Origin of the sequence: Fictibacillus solisalsi, assembly GCF_900103485.1 — a bacterium.
Taxonomy (GTDB): domain Bacteria; phylum Bacillota; class Bacilli; order Bacillales; family Fictibacillaceae; genus Fictibacillus_C; species Fictibacillus_C solisalsi.
This window is the reverse complement of record NZ_FNHW01000001.1, coordinates 351,530-365,115: the sequence shown is the minus strand read 5'-3', so window position 1 is coordinate 365,115 and position 13,586 is coordinate 351,530. Positions and strand designations below refer to the sequence as shown.

Annotated in this window: 14 protein-coding genes; 4 read left to right on the top strand and 10 right to left on the bottom strand. The window is 47.1% G+C overall.

Features of this window, described 5'->3' with window-relative positions:
- Positions 1-76 precede the first annotated feature (76 nt).
- Entirely contained in the window at positions 77-1,345 is a 1,269-nt protein-coding gene (locus BLT53_RS01860; protein WP_090232346.1) for an extracellular solute-binding protein, read from the bottom strand.
- Between the two features lie 358 nt (positions 1,346-1,703).
- Between BLT53_RS01860 and BLT53_RS01855 the strand changes: the two genes are divergently transcribed.
- A complete protein-coding gene (locus BLT53_RS01855; protein WP_090232344.1) occupies positions 1,704-2,627 on the top strand; it encodes an ArsR/SmtB family transcription factor in 924 nt (307 codons plus the stop codon).
- A 73-nt stretch (positions 2,628-2,700) separates the two neighbouring features.
- Here BLT53_RS01855 and BLT53_RS01850 read toward each other — a convergent pair whose 3' ends face one another.
- Entirely contained in the window at positions 2,701-3,963 is a 1,263-nt protein-coding gene (locus BLT53_RS01850) for an Nramp family divalent metal transporter (RefSeq protein ID WP_244520331.1), read from the bottom strand.
- A gap of 405 nt (positions 3,964-4,368) precedes the next feature.
- Between BLT53_RS01850 and BLT53_RS01845 the strand changes: the two genes are divergently transcribed.
- Positions 4,369-4,956, top strand: a complete 588-nt coding sequence (locus BLT53_RS01845) for a YdeI/OmpD-associated family protein (protein ID WP_090232343.1) — start codon at positions 4,369-4,371, stop codon at positions 4,954-4,956.
- A gap of 232 nt (positions 4,957-5,188) precedes the next feature.
- Here BLT53_RS01845 and BLT53_RS01840 read toward each other — a convergent pair whose 3' ends face one another.
- Complete coding sequence (locus tag BLT53_RS01840) at positions 5,189-5,815, bottom strand: YczE/YyaS/YitT family protein (RefSeq protein WP_090232342.1); 627 nt, start codon at positions 5,813-5,815, stop codon at positions 5,189-5,191.
- Positions 5,816-5,887: 72 nt separating this feature from the next.
- Complete coding sequence (locus BLT53_RS01835; RefSeq protein WP_090232340.1) at positions 5,888-6,535, bottom strand: YdeI/OmpD-associated family protein; 648 nt, start codon at positions 6,533-6,535, stop codon at positions 5,888-5,890.
- A 124-nt stretch (positions 6,536-6,659) separates the two neighbouring features.
- Here BLT53_RS01835 and BLT53_RS01830 point away from each other — a divergent pair, with 124 nt between their 5' ends.
- Both BLT53_RS01830 and BLT53_RS01825 read left to right on the top strand, forming a co-directional pair.
- A complete protein-coding gene (locus tag BLT53_RS01830) occupies positions 6,660-7,013 on the top strand; it encodes a VOC family protein (RefSeq protein ID WP_090232339.1) in 354 nt (117 codons plus the stop codon).
- Between the two features lie 9 nt (positions 7,014-7,022).
- Positions 7,023-7,490, top strand: coding sequence for a GNAT family N-acetyltransferase (locus BLT53_RS01825; RefSeq protein ID WP_090232337.1), 468 nt, complete (start codon positions 7,023-7,025; stop codon positions 7,488-7,490).
- 55 nt (positions 7,491-7,545) lie between these two features.
- Here BLT53_RS01825 and BLT53_RS01820 read toward each other — a convergent pair whose 3' ends face one another.
- From BLT53_RS01820 to mdcH, 6 genes are read right to left on the bottom strand one after another with little or no spacing between them, the layout of a single operon-like run.
- Positions 7,546-8,172 (bottom strand): malonate decarboxylase holo-ACP synthase, encoded by a 627-nt coding sequence (locus BLT53_RS01820; RefSeq protein WP_090232335.1) that lies wholly within the window; start codon positions 8,170-8,172, stop codon positions 7,546-7,548.
- On the bottom strand, positions 8,163-9,848 hold the full coding sequence (locus BLT53_RS01815) for a biotin-independent malonate decarboxylase subunit beta (protein ID WP_090232333.1): 1,686 nt from the start codon (positions 9,846-9,848) through the stop codon (positions 8,163-8,165). Before BLT53_RS01815 ends, BLT53_RS01820 begins: the two co-directional genes overlap by 10 nt.
- Entirely contained in the window at positions 9,835-10,140 is a 306-nt protein-coding gene (locus BLT53_RS01810) for a malonate decarboxylase subunit delta (RefSeq protein ID WP_090232331.1), read from the bottom strand. The genes BLT53_RS01815 and BLT53_RS01810 overlap by 14 nt, the downstream gene beginning before the upstream one ends.
- The gene (locus BLT53_RS01805) at positions 10,121-10,993 is read right to left on the bottom strand and encodes a triphosphoribosyl-dephospho-CoA synthase (protein WP_090232329.1); all 873 of its coding nucleotides are present in this window, start codon (positions 10,991-10,993) and stop codon (positions 10,121-10,123) included. The genes BLT53_RS01810 and BLT53_RS01805 overlap by 20 nt, the downstream gene beginning before the upstream one ends.
- A complete protein-coding gene (gene mdcA, locus BLT53_RS01800; protein ID WP_170834195.1) occupies positions 10,993-12,645 on the bottom strand; it encodes a malonate decarboxylase subunit alpha in 1,653 nt (550 codons plus the stop codon). The genes BLT53_RS01805 and mdcA overlap by 1 nt, the downstream gene beginning before the upstream one ends.
- Positions 12,642-13,586, bottom strand: coding sequence for a malonate decarboxylase subunit epsilon (mdcH, locus tag BLT53_RS01795; protein WP_090232328.1), 945 nt, complete (start codon positions 13,584-13,586; stop codon positions 12,642-12,644). Before mdcH ends, mdcA begins: the two co-directional genes overlap by 4 nt.

The following is a 13,586-nucleotide window of genomic DNA, read 5'->3' as shown; positions in this document are numbered from 1 at the left end:
ATTTTCTCTCCTGTTCTCGTTTAGTAGAGGGCGATAGAAGGACCTCCCTATCGCCCCCTCGCAGAGACCCGGCTGGTTACTTGTCCTGGGCAATCTTGTCTTCTACTGTTTTTTGCGCACCTTTTAATGCTTTATGAATATCAAGTTTTCCGAAGACTGTATCATTGCCGATCTTATCCAGCTGTTCAGAAACATAGCCGTTGTATTTGTAATCAAAGATTTTGAGTGACTTCTGCTCTGTCGCATCCTTCACCAGGAACGACTGCGGCATTTTTTGATAATCCGGGTTATCGAGCGTTGCCAGTGCCGCAGGGTTTTGTCCCGCTTCCGCCCATGGAAGTGAATTATCCTTCACCCAGTCAATGAACTTCATGACACCTTCTGTTTTCTTTTTGTCACGTTCAGGATTTTTCAAAAGCACAAACTGATGGGAAGAGCTCCAGTTCACCATCTTATTCTTGTCATCGCTCAGCTGCGGGAAGTTGGTCATGCCCCAATTGAGATTCTTGGCGGATTTCACGTCATTTTGCATCCAGATGCCTTCCGCATAAAAAATGGATTTTCCAGACTTGAAGGTCTGCCCGGCATCCTGGCCGTCTTTATTGGTAATGCCCGATTTGACCATGTCATTGTAAAGCTTGAGGGTGTCGGCTGCTTTGTCCGTGTCCAAAGTTGGCTGTGTGCCATCGCTCGTGATGCTGCCACCCATTTGGCTGTACACCGAAAGGAAGGTTGGCTTCATCCAGGTGACCGGCATGGCAATAATTTTGTCCTTTTTCGCTTTCGCACCCGCTGCCTTGATCTCATCGTAGGTTACGATGTTGTCGTCCAGAGCATTCGGTACATATTTTTTTACCAGATCTTTGTTGTAGTACATGACAAAGCTATGTACATCCAACGGAACACTATATCGCTTATTATCCAGGCTTCCAATATCCCAGCCTGCTTTAATATAGTTTTCCGCTTTAATCTCCGGATACTTGGAAAGGTAATCATCCATCGGAATGAGCATGTCCTTGTCCACGAATTGCTTGATCCGTTCCGCATGAACAATGTTCAAATCTGGAATGTTTCTTTTGGAGTTAACCACCGTTGGAATTTTGGCATACATATCGCCTTCTGCCAGTGAGATGTTCTTCACTTTATATTTTGGATTGGTTTTGTTATAGGCATCAACCATCGCCTTCATGTTTTTTCCGTCAGGCCCTGTGAACGGATTCCAGAAAACAATCTCATTCTTCCCTCCGGCTGAACCCGATGAAGACTTCGAACTGCACGCTCCTAAGGAAAGCAGTAATACAAGTAAAACGAAACCGCTGACGATTACTCTTACTTTCTTATTCATATTGATCTCCCCTTATCTTTTTATTAAAGCGCTTACATAACTGTAATACTAAAAAACAGCTTTTCATTTACTCCGTAACTTTACCTCCTTTTCCTAATATTCTGATAATTTATAGCGCAAATCTTGGCTGCAGATCCTATTTGTTATTTTACATTCAATCAATACAAATATATTGTTTGAAACATAATATCTGTATTAATTGTTAAGATAAACCTTTCCTTTTGATAAGTCAATATCTTTTTTAGTTGGTAATTTATTGTTTAAACCCTAAAATTGTCTTTGTACAATCGTATTTATATTTTATGATTGACCCATAAGTGAACGTGTTCATAACCAAACAGATAGGGGTTGCATTACATTGCTGGAGCTAACCATTGACGAATCCGATACACTGATTAAAGTCGCTCATGCGCTATCATCCAAAGTTAGAATTGATATTCTAAAATTATTAAATCAAAAAAAAATGAATGTGAATGAAATCGCCGAAGAACTGAATTTGGCGGTCTCCACCATTGCTCTAAACGTCCGTGTTTTGGAAAAAGCAGGAATCATCTATACAGAAGTGCTTCCGGCAACGAGAGGAACCATGAAAGTATGCTCAAGGGTATTTGATGATATTCACATGGACCTCAGAATGAACTTCGATTACGAGATCAAGGAAAATGTCTATGAACTTGAGATGCCGATCGGACATTATACCGATTCGGACATCTCACCCACCTGCGGCATCATTACAAAAAATGGGGTGCTCGATCCTTTTGATGAACCCGAGCTTTTTTATCATCCAGAACGGGTGAACGCTCAGCTGATCTGGTTTCGAAAAGGGTATGTGGACTACCGGTTTCCGTTGCAGCTGCCTCCAAAGGCAAACATTCAATCGGTGCAATTTTCCATGGAGCTCTGTTCAGAAGCCCCCCAATACAATCATGAGTGGCCTTCTGATATCACCATCTGGGTAAACAACAAGGAAATCTGCACCTGGACATGCCCTGGAGATTTCGGGGAAAGAAAAGGAATACTGAATCCGGTTTGGTTCCCAACCGATGGGCACACTCAATACGGACTCCTGAAAACGTGGAAAATCAACTGGGAAGGAAGCTTTCTGGACGAAGTGAGGGTATCCGATATGACATTAAAGGACGTTCTGGTCGATAAACAAAAGTACTTGAACTTCCGAGTGGGCATCAAATCAGACGCAACCCACATCGGCGGAATCAACCTGTTCGGAAACATGCTCGGTGATTACCCACAGGATATTTTGATGAGGATTTTATATTCTTAATGTTATATCAGAAAAGTAAAAACAAGCCATTCTCTTTATGAGAGAATGGCTTGTTTTTATACTTTTCACATGACTAGAACATATCCGATAACTGAGTATAAGCAAGAAATAAAAATAACCCTATGCATAATATGAACACTGTATTGCTCACCCAATTGTTTCTGTAATCTTTCTCTAGACACTTGGAATTAAGCAAAATAAACAAGGATATAACCAAAAACGGCATAAACGTGGCTCCAAGCACCCCGTATCCAATAATGATGGCTACCGGTTCCCCAATAAAAAGGAGAAGCATCGATGGAAAAGTCAGCAAGAACAAGTAGAATTTATAGGATTTTGTTTTATGAAGTGAGACCGTTGACTTTTTATCCCTTTTAACCGTTCGTACAAAATCGGCAAACAAATAAGGCAAGCCGTTCCATGGTCCCAGTAATGAAGTGAAAGAAGCCGACCAGAAACCGATTAAAAATAACCAGCGTACGCCTGAGCCCATGTCTTCACCCAGCAGATTGGAAAGTTGAATCAGCCCTTGTTCTCCATTTAGTTTGATCTCAGTACCATATAAAAATTGAGCCCCGATGACGAGAACCGATAATGAGAAGATTGTTGTTACGGTATAAGCCACTTTGGAATCTATTCTCATAGACGGGATCCAGGATTTCCCGCTCCATCCCTTCTCTTTCAGCCAATAGCCGTAAGAGACCATAGATATTGTACCGCCCACTCCCCCAATAAGTCCAAGCACGTTAAACAGTGAACCCTCAGGAACTTGAGGCACGACACCTGAGGCGATATTCAGCAAGTTAGGGGCAGTCATTGCTGCAGTTCCAACAACCGTCACAAACATAACCCCTACCAGGACAGTCATGATCCGTTCGAAAAAAGAGTATCTTCCAAACAAAACGAGCACATATCCTACAATAGAGTGGATAATAGCCCATGCCCATAAAGGAAGTACCGGAAACATGGCAGTCATCGCCAGCGCACAGGACGAAGCGATTGCTGCACCATAGACAAATCCAAAAATAACAGAATATATTCCAAAATAGCCTGTGATCCAACGTCCTAAGGAATGCCATCCTTCCAAGATTGTTTTGCCTGTAGCCAATTGGAAGCGGCCCATACTTTCATTTATAAAATACTTAAAAACGGCTCCTAAAACGATGGCCCAAACAAAGGTCATGCCAAATGCAGCACCGGCAACCAAGGCAGCTACTAAATCACCTGCTCCTACACCTGTAGCAGCTGTGATCAGCCCTGGACCAACCATACCTATTTTCTTCTTGAGTGATACAGGCTTCGCTGGAGCCATTTCCATATGTAATTCATTCCTCATTGATCTTCCTCCTTTTCACTAGTGACTAGCTTCTGCGGAGTCTGGGTGTGAGGTAACAGGTAATAATCGCTAGAACGTTAATTAGTTTTTTCACCTCCTAACAGAATGTAATATCATTCTTCCAGAAACAATAACAATCGCTAATTATTAAGTTTCTGTTTAATCGTTTGTTAAATAAAATGCATATTTATATTAACAACCGTAATTTCCATTGATTATATATTAAAAACTTCAGTATGTATATAAATTGATTAATTATTTAAAATATTTAATTTATTTTCAGGGGAATATACCAACCATGGTCTGGTTGACAGGACACCAATTTTTGTCACATTATAAATTTGACACCAATCGGATAGGATTCATACTGACTGCAATCGATAAATGGAAGAGGAGTGTTTCTTAATGACAAATCCCAAGGTTGAAGCATTTTTTAGTCGATCGAAAAAGTGGAAGGAAGAATTTGAGAAGCTGAGAAGTATCGTTCTTAGTTGTGAAGAGTTGGCCGAAGATTTTAAATGGATGCACCCTTGTTATACGTTTGAGGGCAAAAACGTCGTGTTAATTCACGGATTTAAGGAATATTGTGCCCTACTGTTTCATAAAGGGGCCCTTCTGCAGGATCCCCATGGGATTCTCATACAGCAAACAGAAAATGTCCAGGCAGCACGGCAGATTCGTTTCACAAATGTGCAAGAGATAGCTGAATTGGAGCCCTTCATAAAAGAGTATATTCAACAAGCGATTGAGGTAGAAAAAGCCGGTTTGTCAGTTGACTTTAAAGAGAGTAAAGAATTCACCATCCCAGAAGAACTTCAATTGAAATTCGATGAAAATCCTGACTTGAAGACAGCTTTTCAAGACCTGACCCCGGGACGCCAACGAGCCTATGTGCTTTATTTCTCCCAGGCCAAGCAACCCAAAACCCGACTGTCCAGAGTGGAGAAATATACACAGCATATCCTGGAGGGAAAGGGATTAAATGATAAGTAATTTTGAGTAAAAAGCGGAGCGAATTGCTCTGTTTTTTTGTTGTTTCGAGAAAGAGCCCTTGGCAGAAATCTGAATCTTCAGTTATGCTTAATTATCATCTAATTGTGCCCAATTATTTAAAATTATGCTCAATCAACTCTCAGTTCCGCTCAATTCCCATCAAGTTTCGCTCAATTATCACCAAATAGAAAAGCCTCTCCCTTTTTGGGCAGAGGCTTTAACACTATTCCTATTAAACTTTAAACGTTTCCCTCAAATTTTCATGGTTTACAGCGGTGATTTCAAAGGCAAACATCCGAAAGACGAGCTGGACAAACAATCCGAGACCAAAAGCGGTGATCACGGTTCCCGGCCCCAATGGACCGCCGAGCAGCCATCCGATAACAGCGATCGAGCATTCCAGCGATGATCGGCATACCCCGATTGGAAGTCCGGTTCTCCTGCGGATCGAGACCATGAGCGAATCACGGGGGCCCGCCCCAAAGCCTGAACCTATGTAAAAATAACTGCCGAGCGCCGTAGTGAACAGCCCGAGCACCACAAATCCCAGACTGCCCGGAAGGCCGTTCGCCTTTGGAAGCAGATTCGTCCATAATATAAAATCCATAAATACACCGATCAGCGCCATGTTCGCAAGCGTCCCGATGCCGATCTTTTCTTTCAAAAGTATAATCAGCAGCACGATAACGACGCTTACAAGGACCGTCGCCTGCCCGATCGTGAGAGGCATCCAATGGGTAAGCCCCGCCTGAAATACCTCCCACGGACCAAAGCCCAAATTGCCTTTCATGACAAACACCGAACCCAGCGCAAACAAAAAAAGACCGAATATAAGCCTGGCGATACGCAACCCCTTCATCTTCTCTTCTCCCCATATCCCTTTTTAATGTCACATTATACGCTGGATTATCAGAAAAATATAATATCTTGCTTACTTCTTATTCTGCCTGAACAGGTCCAGCGATTTGTACCCTTTCGAAAGGATATCGACCATTTGAAGGCAACGCTTATTCCGGGTCTGCTCCTGCTTCGCTGAAAAGATATACCGTGCCCAATCTTTTTGGTAGCCCGGGGTCAAGCTTTGATAAAAGTCCAGTTCCTTTGGATGGCTAGCGAGCAATTGCTCAATATCTTTCACATACTGTTCGTATTCCGAAACCGATTGGCTTGCTTTGGACTTTGCGTTTTTCTTTTTCTCCCGCTTCAATCCAACAACCGTAAAAACCTCATCCATACTGACCATCCGTGCAAATTTGATATCACTGCTCCCTACATAACCGTCCTCACCGACATTCATTGCCGGAAATAGTTCATCCCTGTGGACAAACGTTGAATATCGCTTGTTCCCCTTTTTCGGATAAGCAAAAAAGAGATATCCCTTCTCGGTTAATGGTTCCTGTTGAATGATGGCTTCCATATGCTTCACCATCTCCTCCAACGTTTCAACAAAAATAAAAATGGCATCATGCTCTTTTGTAATCTCAGTAGGCTGATTGGTGAACACATCATAATCCTCTGGCTGATTAACGACAGCCATGTTCTGGTACTTTGATAGTTTTAATTTGTCGATGATCGTCATATGCAGCTCCTTCGTATTCTTTGTTAAATGATGATACTTCGATTATATAATAACCTGCAGGAGGATTACCGGACGAAATGAGGAATGTAATAGATTGGAAGCTACCAAGTCAGGAGGATTTTATATGAACAGCCCTGTATTAAACGAAATTGGAACGGTTTTTATTCCTGTAAGCAACATTGAACGTGCACGGGATTGGTACTGCGATCTATTGGGTGTGCCGGCAGATGATGAAGTACAGTTTGGCCATATTTATGTTCTTCCGATGAAAGGTTCGGGAATTGTATTGGACAGCAAGATTTACTCACCCGACAATATTGCAAAAACACCGTTGTTCCACTTCAATACTCTTCATATTGAAGAAGCCCATGCTTATATGTTAAACAAGAATGTAGATGGATTAACCGAGATTCAGCATGGACACTATTTTAATTTTCAGGACCCGGACGGCAACTGCCTGATGGTTTGTAAATGCTAAGGAGGATTTATGTCTTTGATTCAGCTTATCGAAATTGATTCAGAAAACTGGCGGGAAGCATTGGAGCTTTCCGTGCATCCCCATCAGGCAAGGTTTGTTTCATCGGCTACCCCGCCGGTTGCCATGGCGCTTGCGAAAGCTTACATCCGGCCGGAGAACCGGGTGGTTGAGCCCTATGGCATCTATAACGGCGACGAGTTAGTCGGATTTTTGAACCTTCATTATACGCCGGAAAGTCAGGACGATTATTGGATCTTTCACTTTTTTATCGATAAACGGTTCCAGCGAAGCGGCTTTGGGGCACAGGCATTAAATGAAGTCATCAAAAAGCTGAAGCAGCAGCATCCCCCCGCCCGCCGTCTGCGCCTGACGGTCCATACAGAGAACTTGTCAGCACAATCCTTTTATAAAAGGTTCGGGTTCAAGGACGATGGTATTCTTACCTACGGGGATCCTACGTATTCTTATCTTTTTTAACGCAAAGCAATACGTAATAAAGAAAAAGGCTGCGACTGTAGGTCGCAGCCTTTTTTTATTGTTCAGTCCATGGATCCTTTACGAGCATCGGACCGTTCTCCGTTTTCAAAAGCAGGGATTCCTGTCCTCGGGAATATTCAGCCAGCGAGCAGGCGCCCTTTCCCGTTTCCAATTGAACATCAATATGCACAGGAAACTGGCTGAGTTCCTGAATCAATCTCTTTGCCTTTTCCATCGGCAGCGGTTGGTCACTACGAATAACGAGATCCAGATCACTGCCAACATGGGCAGTATCGAGTCCGGAGGCAAGCTCAAACCCAACACTTCCGGTCGGTCCCCAGATCATTTCTTCTGACATCATTAACTCGTCCACCCGATCAAGCACCTCGATCGCCACAATCGAAAGTCTTCGATCGGTCTGTTTCCATGGCTTCTCCTCTGTCAGCTGTTCCGGTGTAATCACCATGGAGCATTCTTCTCTAGGTAAAAAACAGCCGAACCGCTGGCTGCGCGTCTCTCCCCTGATGCCAACCGGTATCCTGCCCTCGAGTGCTGCAGCCCTGCGGACCACAACAAATGGTTTATCGGTGAGTTCCCCGGCGACCCACTCCGGCACCTCGGTCAGACAGACCAGTTTTGAAATGTCGTCAACGCGAATGAGGTCGTGCGTTCTTATTTCCATTGTTCCGCCAGCTTTTTTCTCACTTTGATTGAAGCTTTTCTCCCACCATTTACTGCATTTTCCGAGATTAGGCGGTTCTTTAGATCTGGTCCGCCTTCTCTAATGTCTTCCACCGTTTCCTCGAGTTTCTTTCGAACGGCTTCCACCTCTTCTTGTGAAGGTGAGTCAGCATCGATTCCGCTGATCAGTGAAGAGAGCGCTCCAAGACTGTTGAAGGAATGGATGTCATACGCCATGGCCGGTACTTTTTTCGTGGCTTCTTCCAGTTCCTCAATCGTCCGGCGTGTAACACGGGCGGCCGATTGCTTGGACATGGCATGCACATTCACTCCAACATCATCGAGGGCCAAAATCCGGTTCGCCTGGAAGCCGTGGGACAAGAAAGCCCCGGAAATTGCATTTCCGACGATCAGGGCAATGACCGGGTGGCCATTCAGCCTTGCCGATGCATACGCATTGACTGCAGCCGCACACGCCTGATGGATCGCAAAAAGCTCTTCTTTATGTCCGTATGCCTGGCTTGGAACATCAATGATAGCCACAATCGGACGAGGAGTCCCGCCTTGATCGGCTTCCATTGATTCCCGAACATAACGAGCGATGCTCCAGCCTTCAAGAAGACCGACTTCCCCATGAAGGACCCGTGGAAAGCGGTGGTGTACATCCGGTACGATCGATAGGAACCGGGCCGTTTCATTTCCGAGCTTCGCATCCGCACATAAAACAGAAGGTACATCCTCGCTCAAGGAAGGCTGATTATCTGTTAACGCTTGAAACCATGTTCGTCCCCTGCTCGGCTTTTCTTCCTCAGAAGATGATGGTGCAGGCTCAAATGATGGTGACCCAGAACCTTGCTGGTTGATGAAATCCCTGGCACTTGCCGGGCTCCATTCAGCTGTCGGATCCACACCTTTGATGAGGGAAAGATACTTTTCCACCTGTGCGCTTCTAGGTTTTCCTTCTGCCCGCTGCATGAACGAAACGATACCGTCTTTTATGATCTCTACATCATCGTCTGCCATCATGTCGGCAAAACCAGTAGCGACTCGCTGTTCCCCGCCGATTGTTCCCCAAATCAGCGGCCGGTCAGTGGAATCGAATTCCTCGAGTCCTGCTTCCTGCTCGATGACTTCAGGCCCGTTTAAGCCCAGGCGGCCTTCCCGCGTCATAATGAGCTTCGAGCAAAGGCCGGCTGTGATGGACATGCCGCCAAAGCAGCCGACTTTTCCAGGGATCACTCCAATTACAGGGACCGAGTCACGCAGTTCCACAATGGCAGAGCCAATTTCCGCAATGGACATCAGCCCATAGTTCGCTTCCTGAAGACGTACACCGCCGGTATCAAACAGGATGACCGGATAGATCGTGCGGCCTTCCTGGTTATCTTTTATGGCGAGCTCCAGCGCACCGGCAATCTTGCTTCCCGAGACTTCTCCAATTCCCCCGCCTTGAAACGCGCCTTCTATAGAAATCACAAGCGTTCGTTTGCCATCGATCTCTCCCTGGGCAATGACGACCCCGTCATCATTTTGCGGGATGATTCCCTGTGGCTCAAGGTGAGGCGATTTCACTCGCTGAAACGGATCAAGCAGCTCATGGAACGTACCTTCATCAAGCAAAGCCTGTACCCGCTCTCTTGCATTCAGTTCGGCCAAACTCAGTTTAAGCAGGTTCATGGTTACGGCTCACCTCCAATGCCTGTGCCAGACGGATCGATACGACGCCGGGTGTCGCGCCAAAGTCATTGATCTCAATGTTTGCCGCTACCGGATGGGATGCAAAAAAGCGTTCCAATACCTTATCCCATGTGTCTCCAAACCCTTCACTGCCTGTCCGAATGGTCACGCTGGCTTTTTGATCGGATGAAGGCTCCAGCAGCACTTCCAGGTCACCTGATGCGACCACACCAACATGCGCCCGTTTGTGGCATTCTTCCTTTGCGTCATATTCAAAATGTAACGTTTCCAACTGCCACTCCTCCTTTTAAGCTTCTCTCTTTTTGCAAGGCATCCAAAAACAACACCGCGGCCAGCAGATCGGCACTGCCTCCCGGGGAGACAAACCGCTCCATCATCCGTTGGTTCAGTCTCATTAATGAGAGACGTCCTGCAGTTGTCGATGTGCCCCCGCTTTCCAGCACTTGATTTGCACCGTTTTTGACGGTTTCGAGGGCCTCCATGCCGCCCCTGTGCAGGATGCAAGTATCATCCAGTTCACTCATGATCGCCAAAAGTGTATCTAGCCTGGCGTTGGTTTCCGAAATTCCTTTCTCTCGTGCGTTTTGTAAAAATGGCAAACCCACTTTGCACACATGCGGAAAATTCAATTGAGCCTCGCCCCTCGCTCCCGGCACTTGATAGGCGGCTTTCACTTTTGAGCCGTTGGTGGATGCAACAGCACAATAGCGGTCTGGAAAACGGGCAATTGTGCCTGCCCGCTCTGCCAAAAATTCAGGATCAGATAATTTAGCATCACTAGCAGCCGCTGAAACCAGCAATCCCAAGGACCAAATCGCCCCTTTGTGGGTGTTGACGCCACCGGTAATACCTAGCATCACCTGCTCACCATTTCTTCCAATCGCTGCGATCTCTTCACGCAACTCCTGGCTCGGTACCCTCTCATAAGAAGCTTCCGCAATTTCAGCAAAAACAGGTCTCAAGCTCTCCGCCGACCGGTGCATCAACTGCAGTGTCAGATCATAATGTGCGCCGTTGTTCTCCTGATCAACAAGTCCCGGCTTTGGCGTGAGGTTCACTTCATTCAATAAAGCCTGAACTGCCAGTTCTGCCAAGGTTTCTGCCACCATGTTCTTTTGATCCATCACCAGCTCCTGAAGCTTGCCGGCGGGTTGTAGAGCCCTTTGGACCAGTCGACGATTTCTTCCACACTTTTTGCCGCGAGCAGAGAGCGTTTGGCTTCTGTCCGGTTCACACCAAGATCTTCTGGAAAAGCTATAAGCCCCTTATTCCGTAAAGCCGCGGTCTGTTTCGTGTCATGCTGCAGACCGATCGGCGTCACGCCAGCCACCGCTGACAGCGCCTGTCGGCGTTCTTCCACACTGTCGCTTTTATAGAGGTAAGCGATCCCTTCTTCCGTCACCACGTGGGTCACATCATCGCCATAGATCATAATCGGAGCGGTCGCCAGATTCGCATCCAGTCCCACCTTCACTGCATCCATCGATTCCACGAACACCGGCTCATTTCCTTTTTGGAAGGTTTCCACCATCTGAACGACAAGCTTTCTTCCCCGTGCAAGCTCGTCATTGCTCGTTCTCATATCGAGCCATGCCGGTGTGGAATGCCGGCGCCCGCGCGGGTCATGCCCCATGTTCGGCGCTCCGCCAAACCCTGCGAGCCTTCCCGAGGTGACCGTTGAAGAGTTGCCATCACGGTCCATCTGCAGGGTGGAACCGACGAACAGATCAACCGCATACTGGCCGGCCACCTGAGACATCGCCCGATTGGAGCGAAGACTTCCGTCTCTTCCAGTAAAAAAGACATCTGGACGAGCCGCCACATACTGTTCCATCCCGACTTCCCCGCCGAAGCAATGGATGCTTTCCACCCAGCCGCTCTCAATGGCAGGAATCAACGTCGGATGCGGGTTAAGTGCCCAGTGCTTGCAGATCTTCCCTTTTAAACCCAGTGACTCTCCATACGTTGGCAGCAACAGCTCAATCGCCGCCGTATTGTACCCGATCCCGTGATTCAAGGACTGAACCTGATGGCGCTCATACACCCCGCGGATCGTCATCATCGCCATTAATACCTGAAGATCAGTAATATGCCGGGGATCTCGGGTGAACAGCGGCTCCAACTGATACGGCTTATCCGCCGCCACCACAAAATCGATCCATGAGCCCGGGATATCGACACGCGGCAGCTCGTCCACCAGTTCGTTCACCTGGGCGATGACGATGCCGTCCTTAAAGGCGGCAGCCTCGACAATCGTTGGCGTTTCCTCCGTGTTGGCCCCTGTGTACAGGTTGCCCTTGACGTCCGCCTGATCTGCAGCTATCAGGGCGACGTTCGGAATGAGGTCAATGAACAAACGGCCGAACAGCTCCAAGTACGTGTGAATCTCACCCATTTTCAGCTTCCCGTCCTCCAGCATCTGAGCGACCCGGAGGCTTTGCGGGCCGGCATAGGCAAAATCAATTTTTTCGGCAATGCCGTATTCAAAAATATCCAGATGCTCCGGACGGGAGATACTGGACATAATCATATGCAGCTGGTTTACCTTTTGGGGATCCAGCTGGGTCAGCACGTGCGACAAAAAGGACGCCTGTTTCTGGTTGTCTCCCTCGAGCACCACCCGGTCTCCCGGAGAGATCAGCATTTCAAGAGCTTCCACCATTTTTTCCGCCGGAAGAATTTTATCTTCCGCCAGCTGGCTTGCTTGTAAAATCTTTTTCGCTTTTTTATCCCTTCTCGTCGTCCATGAACGTTCTTCGGTAGCTTCGTTTATCATATGATTCTCTCCCTACCATTTCTATATCTTTTACCTAATAAAACAGCGGACTTTATGCCGCTCCTCGCAAACGACAAGGAGCGGACTGATGGAAGCGCGGCGCCCGCCAGATCAGTGAGCACCCTGCCCGGGGGCATTTCAAGAAACAGAGTCGCTCCCATCTCCTTCATAAGCAGCGTCGCTTCGTGCCACTTGACCGGCCGGGCGATGCTGACCGCCAAATCGTGCCGGATGTCCTCACCCTTTCTGAGCGCACGTGCCGTTGAATTGCTTAAACATGGAATAGACGGGTTTTTAAACGGAATCTTGTCCAGCTCAGCCGTCAGCTCCTTTGACACTCCATGAAGGAGTTCACAATGGGAAGGAACACTTACCGGCAAAAGAAACGCTTTCCGTGCCCCTTCCTGTTTGGCCAGCCTCAGGATAAACTCAATGCCCCGCTTGTCCCCAGCCAGCGTGACCTGATCCTCAGCGTTCAGATTGGCCGGATAAACTGGCATGTCTTTGCTGAACTCGTCCGCTGTCAGCTTTATGATATTATCCTGCTTTAATCCAGTAACCACACCCATGCCATAGCCTTCCGGGTACGCTTGTTCCATTAATTCCGCCCGGCGTTTAACGGTAGTTATTGCTGATGGAAAATCCATCGCACCGGCGATGACGGCAGCGGCAAAAGCACCGACAGAATGGCCTGCTGCCATATCCGGTCTCACGCCTTCCTCTAAAAGGACTCTCGCTGCGGCCACCTCCGACACCAGTAAACATAGCTGAACAGAAACTGTGGATTGAAGTTTTTCCTCGGTATCGATCGTAAGAACATTCATTCCAAGGATCTCACCCGTTTCTGCCATCGTTTGGTGGACCACCGGGTGATCGGGTAATTCGTGAAGCATTCCCGGAACCTGTGAACCCTGTCCGGGAAAAAGAAAAGCGATGCTCAC

Bases quoted from the DNA above. Each gene is read 5' to 3' on its own strand.
- BLT53_RS01860 (WP_090232346.1), bottom strand. From the start codon at position 1,345: ATGAATAAGAAAGTAAGAGTAATCGTCAGCGGTTTCGTTTTACTTGTA.
- BLT53_RS01850 (WP_244520331.1), bottom strand. From the start codon at position 3,963: ATGAGGAATGAATTACATATGGAAATGGCTCCAGCGAAGCCTGTATCA.
- BLT53_RS01845 (WP_090232343.1), top strand. From the start codon at position 4,369: ATGACAAATCCCAAGGTTGAAGCATTTTTTAGTCGATCGAAAAAGTGG.
- BLT53_RS01840 (WP_090232342.1), bottom strand. From the start codon at position 5,815: ATGAAGGGGTTGCGTATCGCCAGGCTTATATTCGGTCTTTTTTTGTTT.
- BLT53_RS01835 (WP_090232340.1), bottom strand. From the start codon at position 6,535: ATGACGATCATCGACAAATTAAAACTATCAAAGTACCAGAACATGGCT.
- BLT53_RS01830 (WP_090232339.1), top strand. From the start codon at position 6,660: ATGAACAGCCCTGTATTAAACGAAATTGGAACGGTTTTTATTCCTGTA.
- BLT53_RS01825 (WP_090232337.1), top strand. From the start codon at position 7,023: ATGTCTTTGATTCAGCTTATCGAAATTGATTCAGAAAACTGGCGGGAA.
- BLT53_RS01820 (WP_090232335.1), bottom strand. From the start codon at position 8,172: ATGGAAATAAGAACGCACGACCTCATTCGCGTTGACGACATTTCAAAA.
- BLT53_RS01815 (WP_090232333.1), bottom strand. From the start codon at position 9,848: ATGAACCTGCTTAAACTGAGTTTGGCCGAACTGAATGCAAGAGAGCGG.
- BLT53_RS01805 (WP_090232329.1), bottom strand. From the start codon at position 10,993: ATGGATCAAAAGAACATGGTGGCAGAAACCTTGGCAGAACTGGCAGTT.
- mdcA (WP_170834195.1), bottom strand. From the start codon at position 12,645: ATGATAAACGAAGCTACCGAAGAACGTTCATGGACGACGAGAAGGGAT.